A 12712-nucleotide genomic window follows, 5' to 3' on the forward strand; every position below is an offset into this window, starting at 1 on the left:
GTGAGTTAGACCATGCTTTGTTATTTAATTAAATTACATTTTTCTCCAAGTTTTCAGTGTTCCAATGATTAAAACCTCTTGCGTTTATTAAGAAGAAGGCCAGGTTGCCAATAGCCATACCATAACTTGACATGAAGAATATTCCTAAAATTATCCAAAGAACATTAGAAATTGCAAAAATAATAAAGCCAATTTTTTGCTTGTTGCCAAGCAAGTAGGCTGCATATAAGCTTAAGGATATAGCTAGCCAGTCAAGACCGTAGTGTGCCAAGTTATTTTCCATTTAAGTTTATCTCTTAGAATTACTTGGAGATATGCTTTCCCACCTAACAGGATACGGGTTTTTCCATTTGCTTATCTTTTAAAGTAAGAAGATCACTTAATCTGATAGGGGGCGAGTATCTATTTTAAAGTGGTAACAATTAAACTCCGATTTTTTGCTTTATACATAATCCAGATGTATATAGATATACAGATAGTTTGTAAGATTTTCTGATCGAAAACAAAAGGTGATTAAAGTGTGAATGGGGGTAAATACAAGTTGCGCAAAGAATATTTCCAGCTGAGTGTGGTATGTTTACTCATTCTTGCTGTCTTATTGATTGCTAGGGCCTTATAAATTTCCGCCTGTGAAGTTCAATTTGTGTCCTTGTGACGCATCCCTCTAAATGATCGTTAATTAGTCCCATTGCTTGCATGAAAGCGTATACAGTTGTTGGGCCTACAAATTTCCAACCGAGTTTTTTTAAGTCTTTTGAAAGTAAGATAGACTCTTTTGAGGTTGACATGCTTTGTGGTGTGGCAAGGGCTTCCTCCTTAGGTTCGTATCTCCAAATAAATGATGCCAGCGAACCTTCGTTCTTAACGATTTCTTTGGCGCACTTGGCATTACTAACTACAGCCTCGATTTTACCCCGATGCCGAATTATCCCTTCATTTTTTAGAAGTTTTTCAATATTTGATTGGTTGAAACGAGCTACTTTGTTAAAGTCAAATTTATGGAAGGCCCTCCGAAAATTCTCTCTCTTGGCTAGGACTGTGCGCCAGCTCAGTCCCGACTGGAAACCTTCCAGGCATAGTTTTTCAAATAGACGGTAATCATCATCTACTGGGTAGCCCCATTCAGAGTCATGATATTCTAGAAAATCCGGTGCCGAAGAACACCAGCTACAGCGATATTTACCATCGTGGCCTTGTATAAGTTGCGCAGGCATATCAGCTTCCTAACCATCTGTCTCAGTATTTAGTAAGAATTCAAGTTGCGGACTTGTTTTGGATGCATCGATTTCTATGACTTCGCTACTAACGACATTTTCAGATATAAAAGGATCTTGACTGATGCGTTCCAACAATTCTTCGTAAGTAGTATTAAACGCTAAAATCCCCCCACCAATACCGGGCTTTATGTTTCCTGATGCTAGAAATACACCATCATCATAACCTTTTTGCAGCCACACCTTATGACCTGACATATACTGGGCAGCTTGTGCTTTGTTCTGTGAAAATTTTAATAGGATAATAAACATATAATTCAATTCCTTTATAAATAGGGCTATCCCTTCATTTGGAACGTATCAACCCAAGAGCACATCTTCTTAACTTCATGCTCAACAAAACCCTTATCTTGAAAGGCGTTTGCCATAGTGGCCACCCCTTGGCTCCAAGATAAAACCTTCAATGATAAGTTATCTGCATCAATATCGGGGTTTAGCTGAGTAAATTGCATTCTTAACCACTCTCTGAATAGAGTGAATATTTTATTGGCGTCCTCGCGGCTTATATGATCCAGCTTAGCTAGTTCATTGGAGAGAGTACCAATGGGGCAACCAAAATCTCTGACTTTATCCCAATTGGTAATAACAATACGTATATAGCACTTGATTCTCTGATCAGGTGCGCTTCCTTGATTTTCCCAATCTTGGAGCATTACTCGGGTTTTTTGTAATCTTCGTTCTATTACGCTGGATAAGATCTGATCCTTCGTCTTAAAGTGATGATAAAAATTCCCGCGTGAAATATTTAAGAGGCTGGCAATATCTTTGAAAGAGGTATGCTCAAATCCCTGTTGGTAGAATAAATCATCTGCAACATCAATGATTCGTTCACGGGTATCTAGTTTTTCCATATTGATCGGGGACTATTTTCTAATCTGGACTGAAGCGAATGGATAGTCATTATAGCCTTTTTCGTCCCCGCCGTAAAAAGTTGAATGGTCAGCTGGATTAAGTGGTATACCCTGCTTAAGTCGGTAGACTAAATCGGGATTTGCTAGGAAGGGTGTCCCAAAAGCAATTAGGTCAGCTTTATTTTCTTTTAAAGATGTTTGGGCGCGCTCGAGGTCATAGCCGTTGTTGGCGATATACACACCTTTAAAGCGTTCCCGCAAGAGCTGGTAATTTACATCTCGTTCTTTCTTCATCATATCACCTTCTAAAATATGGACGTAGGCAATATTTCGGAAGCTTAGTTGCTGCAATAGGTATTCAAAGTGATTTTGCGGATCGGAATCGGACATCGAATTAAAGCAATTTTCGGGTGTAAGTCGCACTCCAATACTATTTAAAGGCCACGCTGCCATTACGGAGTCAATCACTTCATTTAGCAGCCGCATGCGGTTCTTTATATTACCGCCATAGAGATCACCGCGCTGATTAGTACCATCCCGTAGAAACTGATCGATCAAATAACCGTTCGCACCGTGAATCTCAACTCCGTCAAAGCCTGCCTCTTTAGCCATTTGTGCGGCAAAGCCAAATTGCTCTACGATTTTGGGGATCTCACTGCTCTCTAATGACCTGGGAAGTACAAAGTCTTTTTTTCCTTCATAGGTAACCGCTTGTCCAACTGGTTTAACTGCCGATGCGCTGACGGGGGTATCTCCATCTGGCTGCAATGTGGGGTGGGATATGCGCCCACAGTGTTGCAGCTGTATAAAAATTTTCCCACCTGCTTGATGCACTGCTTGTGTGAGTTTCCTCCAGCCAGAGACCTGCTCCGTTGTGTAAATACCCGGTGTGCATGGGTATCCAATGCCTTGAGCAGATATAGGGGAGGATTCCGTGATGATTAGGCCTGCGCTTGCCCGCTGTTGATAATGCGTCACCATCATTGGTGTCACTACCCCTTGTGCATCTGCTCGATTGCGAGTCATTGGTGCCATCACCACTCGGTTTGAGAGTTGAAGACCTGCCAAATCGAAGGATTGGAATAAATTAGCCATGTTTTACTTCCTTTTCTCAGCTTTATTTCTCTAGGACGCCTGACCTAGTGGTTGTTATGCTAGGTCACCCGTCCTAGCGGTGTCAACCATTTATCAATTCGTATACTGATCGAGGATAGGGGGGCGATAATTTGTACACCCAGTAGGTTTGATTGATAGGGGGTGCAATATGGCAACATTTGTTCTGGTACACGGTGCTTGGCAGGGAGGCTGGTGTTGGAAGCGGGTATCAGCGTTTCTTAGGCGGTACGGCCATGAGGTTTATAGCCCAACTATGACGGGGCTCGGAGAAAGGGCGCACCTTTTAGATGACACAATCAACCTGGATACGCATATACAAGACATTTTGGGTGTTATCGCATGTGAAGAGTTAACGGATATTGTCTTGTGTGGCCACAGTTATGGTGGGGTAGTAATAACCGGTGTGGCTGATAAGGTGCACCAGCATATACGATCCCTTGTCTATCTTGATGCCTTAGTTCCAGAGGATGGGCAAAACGTCTTAGATCTTTTGCCTGTAGAGGTCGGGTTGAGTTTTCAGGATATTGCCAGAGCTCAGGGTGATGGATTTCGCGTAGCGCCAAGTCCTGCAATAGATTTCGGGGTTAACATTCAAGATCAGGCGTGGGTGGATCGGCGCTGTGTCGACCACCCACTGGGATCATTTGAGCAACCGATTCAACTACAGGGTCTATGGAAGCAAGTAGCTCGGCACCGATACATCTATGCGTCGGGGTGGGCACCAGGAATTGGTAGGCCGTTTTTTGAGAGAGCCCAGAGAGAACTTGGTTGGGAGACGATAAACCTTCCCTGTGGTCATGATGTGATGCTAGATATGCCCAAAGAACTTACCCAAATTTTGATAGCCTCGATATAGCGATAGTTGCTACTTTAGCAACCTGTATGGGGCATTTCTTATGATCGCCCCAATGAGAGATGAGTCAAGTATGCCTCTGTATAATTTAAGTACGTGGTGATATAAAAAATAATTGATCTATTGAATCCAAGTTTTGCGTTGACTACGCCTAATTACATAGTGAAGAAATCAAAGAGAAAAAATATTTCCTCGATTGCGGGTGGGTGGCATAAATCTAGGGGAGCAAGATAAGCCATGGTTGGTACTGCATCACGGTGGCGTGACTGATGATGCGGCTACGGCTTACCTTTTAGTTGTTCCTGGATGTAAGGCTTCTATATCTTTTGCGACTAACTATGTGCCAGAAAAATTCTGGCGGATGCGGGGACGTATGACGTCAATCTTGAAAGAATAACTTGATGTTGAAAGATGCAACCGCTGGGATTTCCTTCAGCCCTCTGTATAGTTGCGTTAACTTTTCTGTATTTTCATTGCTGCATACGTTGAGCGTGCCTCCCTGCAGACAGCCTTTAGCTTTTGGAAAGGCGGGTTGATGCTCATGTCAAATTTCGATAGGGACTTTAAAGGCTTCTATACAATATCTCCATTTTTAATTTTGACTTATACCTGAAGTAGAAAGAGATAACTTACTGTTTTTGGTTGAAATGAACTGGGCTGGCTAAACTAAAGATACTAGTAGCAGGAGCTATCAGATTAAATAGAGAAGACGCCTGCATAACACTATAGAAAACGGTCGATATGGGTTGTGCCAAAGGCGGAAAAAAACGCGTTTCTCTGTTGAGTGCTACGCTGCTTAGTGCCACCTGTATGATAGGTTCGGGCTGGTTGTTTAGCGCGCAGCTTACGGCAAACTATGCAGGTAATTGGGCTTTTGGAGCCTGGATATTAGCGGCGCTTTTGGTCTTGATGGTTGGCTTGTGCCTAAGTCGTGTCGTTGCATTCTACCCAGTCCGTGGAGCCCTCGCTCAATCCAGTGCATTGTCGCACAATAGTATTTTTGGAATGCCATTTGCGTTTGCTAACTGGTTTGGCACATTAATGGTTGTTGCGACCGAGGCGCAGGCAACTACCCAATACCTCTCATCTGCTATAGATTCCTCTTTGTTAATTGACAATCACACCTTGACTCCGTGGGGGAAGGTTCTCGCGTTAAGTATTCTTTTTGTATATTTGCTGATTAACTATTATGGAATACGGTTTCTTGCCAAGATCAATAATGTTGTCACTGTTCTAAAGATATTTACTCCCACCTTTGCAATAGTTGTATTGCTTATAGTTGTATTTAGTAGTGATACAAGGGGGTCAAATTTTTCAATTGACTCTAATCAGGAGTTTGGGTTTGGAAGCGCTTTTTCCGCTGTTATTGGGGCAGGTCTAATATATTCGTTTAATGGCTTTCAGATCAGTGTTGCCTTTGCCAGTGAGATAAAACATCCCAAGCGTAATATTCCTTTGGCCGTTACTTTATCAATTACAATAATGACGCTTGTTTATCTTGCATTGCAATATGCTTTTATGGCCTCAGTGCCGAACGATCTTCTGGTGGAAAATGGTGGTTGGCAAGGGATTAATTTTGACTCGCCGCTTTTGGACTTGGCGACACTGCTTGGCTTGCACTTTCTTGCAATGATACTACTCGCAGACAGTGTGATAAGTCCCTCGGCATCTGGATATACTTATTTGGGGGCCTCGTCAAGAATTCTATTTGCAATGGCCTCTGTAGGGCAAATGCCGCGATGGTTGGCTGTTTTAGATCCTGTACATAATTTATCAAGGCGCTCGATGCTTACTAATTGGTTGATAGCAGCAGTTGTACTTGCTCATGCTGATAGTTGGGCAGCACTTATGGTGATCGTATCTGGCTATCATATAGTTGGATATATGGCCGCCCCCATTAGCATGGGAGCACTTGAACCTGGCACGAGATACTTTGGGGCTGCTGTTTTTGCTGTACTGGGGGTGCTCATGATTACCATAACTTCATCATCCCTTTTGTTGGTGTGCGCCTCTTTGTCAGTACTTATCTGTATTTATGCATCATTGCATATTGCCAGTATTGGGGTTAAGAAATTATCTGTGTTAGTTCTGCCGTTTATTATATATTTATGGATTTTGTATTTAATTCAGTATACTTGGGCGGTAATTATTTTTTCAATTGCTTTTTATTTGTTAATATCTTCGACGTCCTATGTTAAATTTTGCAGGGTATATAATAAGCTGTAGCTTGATGTATGGTTTTAAATGGTTGGTGTCTGTGATATTAGTAAAAGATTCCAGGGTGTTGGGTGGATCCAAGTACATGAGTGAACTCTTTTGTTAGCGCTAAACCGATAAGTGCTGAGTCAGGAAATCTATTGCCTAGGCCAATTCTGACAGGATCAGTTTAAGTTTTTACATGCCTGATAATACCTATCATTTTATCCGCAAATATATTGGTAGATGGCAATAGGGGGTGTTCGAGCATAGCTCGCGCAGTAGTATCAAGTTAAAGAAGCCTATTAATTCTTGTTTATTTAATAAGTTAGTACTTTTCTCCAAATAACTACGGTTAACACATTTAAGTCCGGGGTAGTGCCGGGTTTTAACTTTTACTACACAGCCCTCCTGGAGGCTCACTTTCGGAGGGAGCATAGTTAGTAGGCTGATGTGATAAATTGCTCAATTGTCAGAGCTTGGAGAGCCGTCTTACAGCTTTCTCTCTCCACTCTTTGGATAAGGGTTGTAGTTGACTTGCAGTCTGGAGTACTTGCTTGGTATTGGGAAATTGCTTATCAAAAAAAGCTCTGAACATAGATCGTATGTCGATTGAGTTTGGAGCTTCAGCTATCTTACAAATCGAATTCCCTTCTTTAATATGCCCCTCCTTAACAACCCTAAAATATACACCGCAATTAAAGCTGCTAGTGAGAATCTTGGCTGCAGCGTCATTATCTAGGGCCATGCTTAGCTTAAAGCAGGGTATTCTGGGTTGACTTACCTCAAGGATACAACTGCCTATGCGGAATTGGTCTCCAACAAAGATATTTTCTTCTCGAAGCCCTTCTACCGTTAAATTCTCACCAAATGCGCCATACTTAAGGCCCTTTCTGCCTAACAGGTCTTCCCAGTAAGGGTAGTGGTCATTAGAAAACGCATATATAGCCATATCTTTGCCGCCATGATTTTTTAAGTCTGCCTGCTCGTCTCCTTCCAAATTATTCTTTCCAACAAAAACTTTTCCTTGGACTGGCTTCTTGAAGATCCCCGTTGTTACAGTTTTACCCTTGTATTCGCAATCTACTTTTTTGGATACGTTTATAGAGAGGAGTTTCATATTTTCTTATTGGTAGATAATTTATGCAGGACCTGGATCTTAGCAAAATATCCGCTTAATGCACAGCTATCCTATGTTGCTTTGATGTCCTATAGGACGGCTTACATATATCTGTTTATTGGTTAATGGTTGGAAGATTTATCCCGATACCAGCGCCAGCGATCTTCTTCGTACTCATAGCATATATTATCGCAGTGGATCTTTTTCTCTACGCACCAGTCTTGATTTTCATTATCTCTAATGCAGTCATAGTAGCTATTCTTACAGGTTTTTATACACCTGTTTCGAGCCTCACGATCATGAAGTTCTCCAGCTCTTACATTCACAAAGAGGCAGGAAGTCAGTGTAATTAGAATTGTGATTAGATAGCGAAGCTTTGGCATGGTTAAACGCCGTTTGATTTTGCTCCTGAAGAGTAATGTCACTAGCGATAAACCAGTAAAATATTTGTTGGTTGGTTTGCTGCTAGCGGGTGAGAGGGTGGTGGGTGCTAAGCGTGTATTTTCTGATAGAGTGAATGCCACTGTCCTTAGGTTAGGCGGCAACCGTTTTGTTGAGTTGCCGCCTTACATTGTGATGAGATTTTTATCCGTTGGCAGTGGCCAATTGGTCAATTACCTGTTGTATTTTCTGTTTATTGTTTTTAATGAGTCGATCTGAGTGAATCTTGAGTGAATCGATATTGTCGTATTCAAATAGACCGACATGGGGTTCAGTTACCTCTACATTGAGATAATCATATTTGATCTTTACATTGTTGGAGAGTAATGAAGCAATTTCCAGGGCGTGCAATTGCTGCTCATCCATTGATCTTTGAACACTTGAGATAGCATCTCGTGCCCACTGTAGTATGCCCCAGTTTTTCAGGTCTTTATATTTCACCTGCGAACTGTTCAGCGGGGAGGTGCCGGACCCAAGAATCAGCACATAGTAGTTCTTGTGAGGGAACTCTTTGATGATATCCAGGAGCGCAACACTTGCAGGGTTGTTGGCAGAAATACCTGCGTCGGCAAAGTATTTATGGCCCACTTCTTTGGTGTCAGCCATAAAGCCAACTGGGGGAAATAGTGAAACCCCACTAACTGCAGCTGTGACCAGTTGGTATAGGCTGTTGGTAGGAAGCTCACTGGTATCTCCTCCTCGGTTTTTGAAGAGGTGAAGTTCACCAGTATTCACACTGAGTGAGGGGATAATCACATAATTTTTCAAATCGGTGAAGTTAAGCTCTGGTGTATAGTGCTTCTCCATTACTTTGTGAAGGCGGCGACCCAAATATTTTGGAGAAAAAAGACCGGATGCCGTAAGCAGTTTATGATACCAAGGGGTTGAAAACAGATAATTACTTTTCGACTTGTATAAGTTAATAAGCAAGTCTGTTTTTGAATCGACATTGGCATAGTTTTTAGCCAGGTGAGATGAGCGGACATTCAACCCGGTAACAATGACAGCGCCCGTCGAGACACCACTAAACACATCGAAAATCTCGTCAACTGGTTGCCCCAGTGCTTTTTCCAAGTGCTTAATGACATATAGTGGTATGAGTCCACGGATACCACCACCGTCAATGACAAGTATGTTGATCGTATCTTTATCATTGAGATGATTGCGTATCGCAGTCTCATCCTCTTGCACTGGTGAGCGATAAAATGTTGCGCTTGCTGTAAGGATGTAGTTGTACAGATAGGCGCAGGCAGTGAAAATCACGATGATCACTGTACATATAATAAGGATATAACTGAGTTCCATTTCTGCACCTATAAGGTATTTACGTCGCAAGGATATAGACACCGAATCTTTGATATTGACTAAATGGAGAGAGCGGGTTTTGTCGGGTAAGAAGGGGGGCGGAAAAAGCGTATGATATTACTTTTTATGGGTTGAACGGTCCGTAGTTTTTTCTCGGTTGTAAGGGCTTTCGGTGAGAAAAAAGTGCGATTTATAGATCTGTGCGTCTTATTTTCAGTTTTCTGGTAATGATTATTTCGTATATCGATTTTTTCGAAATTATCGATATATCGACGATGACCGAATGGTTTAACATGAGCTGAAGATGACTATTTAGTTAAATATCAATAGTTTGATGCTGGATGGAGTGCTGTCCTAATTTGGGATATTAAACATTCCAAAAAATAAGTGTATTTCTGTATTAACTCATTGATTTTTCAGTGCTTTTTGCTTGACTGAAAATTCCGCCTTTAGTTACTTTTCACGCATAGAATCTTGAGTGTCCACAGAGTCCAGCCTTATTGGCTGACTCCCAGCAGGATTGATATCAGCGCTTGGCGTACTGGCTGGTATCAAAGTTTGCCCTTGATAGCGCTTGCCATGCATATAGCTGAAAAGCTCTCGGTGGCTGAAAAAGAGGGGCTCAGCAAGGGGAGGAATGCTTTTTAAAGGTATTGAGCAGGGTTTTGGCTTCTTTAAGGCTTAGCAAATGTGCCCTGAATGAATTGGCCCCGGCATTTACTCCCAGAGAGATCAATTTCATCACTACATTGAACGCGAGTTCTGATTTTAGGTAGGGGGTAAATGCCAGAAAGGCATTAAATATAGACTGATGAACTCTGTTTAGTAACTCTTGTATATCTGGATTGCTGGTTGATATCTTCTCGGCCTTTTTCTCAAAGGCTTTTAGCTGATTGACATACTCTGAAAATAACCTGAGATTAAACACAACCGTTCTGTGCTCTTTATAGCCGGCAATGATGGTGCTGAGTGCATCATTGATCTTGCGTAAGGCTATGTAATCATTTCTTGATAGGTCGGTATAAGAATCGGAGAGATAGCTGATCGTATCTCTCCGCAGCTGACAAAACTCAAATAAGTGTTGATCATGCTTCTTTACTTCCAGAAGCTGATACATTTTCGCGAAAATGAAGACAAGAGCAATTGCCGGCAATAGATAGAGCACTACTCAAACTCCTTTTCATTAATTGGCTTCTTGGGCGCGTTTTTCCTAGTGGGAGGTGAATAAGAGAAGGCGTTGTCCATCAACTTTAAAAACCTGTCCCTATATTCTTTATTATCTGCTGCAAGCCGGTCAATTTCAACTTGTCGGTCCTTCAGGCGCCCACTGTACATCCAGAAGAGGAGGTAATGCGCAAAGATGAAAAATATGACAAAGAGGCCATTCTTAAGCCCCACATTCTGTACGAACTGAAGTATATCTTTGAGGATATCAGCCATGTAGTCCCTTACTTCTGATTTTGACAGCTCCTCATGCATTTTTAACTATTGAGACTCTTGATTCAACTTGGTTTAACTTTGAACAGTAATTTTGGTACCTGAGTCTTATTTGCTTCTGTTTAAATCCCGGATATAGCCTTCGTGAGACTGGAGGTGCCCGCCCTTGCAGCGCAAGCCACTTCTCTTTTGGGTGGTCAGTCTAAGCATGCGGGGTCTGAAGTAGTGAACTGGTTTCCACTCCAGAGGTTTTTCTCATTGCAGCCGGGGTCAAAGGGATCTGCGAGGTCAAATTGCTGATTGCCGTTTAGGATATTCCCGGTAATACGGTTGTTTAAGCTGTTCGAGTCAGTAACGATAATACCGCCATTGCTTGATAGTATCGATAGCCCATTATTGGATACCCTGTTGCTTGCAATCGAATTGCTTGAGCCGCCACTTAGATTAATGCCCACCTGCCCATTATCCGCCACATTGTTACTTGCTATGTTGTTGAAATTACCGTTTATCAGGATTCCAGCTTCACCGTTATTCTCAATGATGCTGTTAGATACAAATGTGAAGTTGCCATCAATCTCGAAGCCGTCCTCGCTAAACCCGGAAACGGTAGTAAAGGAGATATTGTTATAGTTTCCCAGGATTTCAATGCCTTCGTCTCCGCCTCCTAGTACCTTACTGCGACTAATGGTGTTGTAATCGCCAAAAACCTCAATACCATCAGAGATGGTTGAAGAAGCAGGATCTGTAATATCGACGTTGGTGATGGTATTGCCGTTGCCGAATAGCAAAATTGCATTTCTTACAGCGCTATTTATTTCCATATTGGAGATGGAGTGGAAGCCTGAGCTGGAGGTGATGACACCATTGGTGCAGTTGGTTAGTTGGCCGTTGCTGAGAGATGCTGCGGTGCCCTGGAGGTCTATTGCGTAGAAATCTGTTTGGGTTGGGTCTAGAGATACGCAGCTAAGCTCAAACCCCGCCATATTCAGGCTCCCTGATGGGCCTACAATGGTGAGCGCTACAGGATTGGTGATACTCAACTCGCAATTCAGACCCTGAGATAGAGTGGTGGGCTCAGATATAGTGTCGCCGCATTCAATGGCTAATGCGGCCGTAGATAGGGAAAAGACTGCGGCTGACAAACCTAGCTGCTTAAGTACATTCAGAGTCGTGATATCCATGGCGCTACCCCCTGAAAACTTCTCCTTGTTTCCATAATCCAAAGCCTAGCTGTGCTTTGGTGTTGAGGTTATCGCAATAAAAAAGGGGCTTACGTCAAAAAACGTAAGCCCCTTGAAAGTGGCGCGCTCGGGAGGATTCGAACCTCCGACCGCCTGGTTCGTAGCCAGGTACTCTATCCAGCTGAGCTACGAGCGCGTCGAGGAGGCGCACAATATAGATTGGTGTAGGTAGAGTCAAGCACTTTTTTCATATGAAGTACTTTTTTGGTGTTTGGTGACCGCAAAGCCTGTATGCCTGTTTCTGCTTTCGCACAAAGGGGTTTGGCTCAGGAGCCGTGGGTAGGGCTTTCTAGAGGTTATAAGAGGCTTTTGAGGCTCTACGGCGACTACTGACTGATCGTTCCGCTATTGCTTGTTCCCAGCTGGGTCACATTGGTAAGTTGTGAGGTTCCACCTTGGCTAGCTGTGAGGCTGTTCAGAGTCCCGTTTTGAAGGGATGTTAAAGTGTGGTTCATTCCGCTTTGATTCGGCATTACAGAGTTCTCCATGCCGCTTTGGGTGTTCCATGAGCTAATTTTTGAGCCTGTCTGAAACAGTGTTTGTGAATTTTGCATGCCTTGCTGGCTTATATTTAATTGGCTAACACGGTATTTAGCTCACCAACTTGATCTCCAATAGCAAAATTATTACCGCCTGCATTCTGACCAAGGCTGAATATATTTCCAGTGCCAAATTGTGTAGAGCTGGCAAAATCAGAAATGCTTAAGCTGTGAGATATTCCACTCTCATTTTGATCCCCGATTTGTAAAATTTGAACGGTACCCAGTGAGCTTTCAATCTGTATAGATTCTCCGACATTGTTAGTGCCATTCTGAATCATATTCATGAAATTATCGGTGCTATCTATTTGTGTGAGCAAGGTAGTATTAGAATCGCCT

Annotated in this window: 13 protein-coding genes and 1 tRNA gene; 2 read left to right on the forward strand and 12 right to left on the reverse strand. The window is 42.6% G+C overall.

What is annotated here, in order from left to right; genetic code table 11:
- Positions 1-28: 28 nt before the first annotated feature.
- The 5 genes from ACJJI6_RS01455 to ACJJI6_RS01475 all read right to left on the reverse strand — a co-directional run bounded on the left by ACJJI6_RS01455 (position 29) and on the right by ACJJI6_RS01475 (position 3220).
- On the reverse strand, positions 29-283 hold the full coding sequence (locus tag ACJJI6_RS01455) for a hypothetical protein (RefSeq protein ID WP_475712270.1): 255 nt from the start codon (positions 281-283) through the stop codon (positions 29-31).
- Positions 284-605: 322 nt separating this feature from the next.
- Positions 606-1214 (reverse strand): DNA-3-methyladenine glycosylase I, encoded by a 609-nt coding sequence (locus tag ACJJI6_RS01460; RefSeq protein ID WP_475712271.1) that lies wholly within the window; start codon positions 1212-1214, stop codon positions 606-608.
- 9 nt (positions 1215-1223) lie between these two features.
- Complete coding sequence (locus tag ACJJI6_RS01465) at positions 1224-1526, reverse strand: YciI family protein (protein ID WP_444897862.1); 303 nt, start codon at positions 1524-1526, stop codon at positions 1224-1226.
- 26 nt (positions 1527-1552) lie between these two features.
- Positions 1553-2125: a TetR/AcrR family transcriptional regulator gene (locus ACJJI6_RS01470; RefSeq protein WP_475712272.1), complete on the reverse strand. Its 573-nt coding sequence runs from the start codon at positions 2123-2125 to the stop codon at positions 1553-1555.
- A 12-nt stretch (positions 2126-2137) separates the two neighbouring features.
- Positions 2138-3220 (reverse strand): alkene reductase, encoded by a 1083-nt coding sequence (locus ACJJI6_RS01475; protein WP_475712273.1) that lies wholly within the window; start codon positions 3218-3220, stop codon positions 2138-2140.
- A 169-nt stretch (positions 3221-3389) separates the two neighbouring features.
- Between ACJJI6_RS01475 and ACJJI6_RS01480 the strand changes: the two genes are divergently transcribed.
- Positions 3390-4097 (forward strand): alpha/beta hydrolase, encoded by a 708-nt coding sequence (locus tag ACJJI6_RS01480; protein ID WP_475712274.1) that lies wholly within the window; start codon positions 3390-3392, stop codon positions 4095-4097.
- Between the two features lie 738 nt (positions 4098-4835).
- Complete coding sequence (locus tag ACJJI6_RS01485) at positions 4836-6320, forward strand: APC family permease (RefSeq protein WP_475712275.1); 1485 nt, start codon at positions 4836-4838, stop codon at positions 6318-6320.
- Positions 6321-6762: 442 nt separating this feature from the next.
- Here ACJJI6_RS01485 and ACJJI6_RS01490 read toward each other — a convergent pair whose 3' ends face one another.
- From ACJJI6_RS01490 to ACJJI6_RS01520, 7 genes are all read right to left on the reverse strand, one after another.
- Entirely contained in the window at positions 6763-7410 is a 648-nt protein-coding gene (locus ACJJI6_RS01490) for an MOSC domain-containing protein (RefSeq protein WP_475712276.1), read from the reverse strand.
- A gap of 585 nt (positions 7411-7995) precedes the next feature.
- On the reverse strand, positions 7996-9156 hold the full coding sequence (locus tag ACJJI6_RS01495) for a patatin-like phospholipase family protein (RefSeq protein WP_475712277.1): 1161 nt from the start codon (positions 9154-9156) through the stop codon (positions 7996-7998).
- A 622-nt stretch (positions 9157-9778) separates the two neighbouring features.
- The gene (locus tag ACJJI6_RS01500; protein WP_444897854.1) at positions 9779-10309 is read right to left on the reverse strand and encodes a hypothetical protein; all 531 of its coding nucleotides are present in this window, start codon (positions 10307-10309) and stop codon (positions 9779-9781) included.
- An 11-nt stretch (positions 10310-10320) separates the two neighbouring features.
- Entirely contained in the window at positions 10321-10635 is a 315-nt protein-coding gene (locus ACJJI6_RS01505) for a hypothetical protein (RefSeq protein ID WP_475712278.1), read from the reverse strand.
- A 155-nt stretch (positions 10636-10790) separates the two neighbouring features.
- Positions 10791-11774, reverse strand: coding sequence for a right-handed parallel beta-helix repeat-containing protein (locus ACJJI6_RS01510; protein ID WP_475712279.1), 984 nt, complete (start codon positions 11772-11774; stop codon positions 10791-10793).
- A 119-nt stretch (positions 11775-11893) separates the two neighbouring features.
- A tRNA-Arg gene (locus ACJJI6_RS01515) sits at positions 11894-11970 on the reverse strand.
- A 435-nt stretch (positions 11971-12405) separates the two neighbouring features.
- Positions 12406-12660 (reverse strand): hypothetical protein, encoded by a 255-nt coding sequence (locus ACJJI6_RS01520; protein ID WP_444917688.1) that lies wholly within the window; start codon positions 12658-12660, stop codon positions 12406-12408.
- Positions 12661-12712: the final 52 nt, after the last annotated feature.

It is taken from the genome of Microbulbifer maximicatervae (SeqCode) (assembly GCF_056232625.1).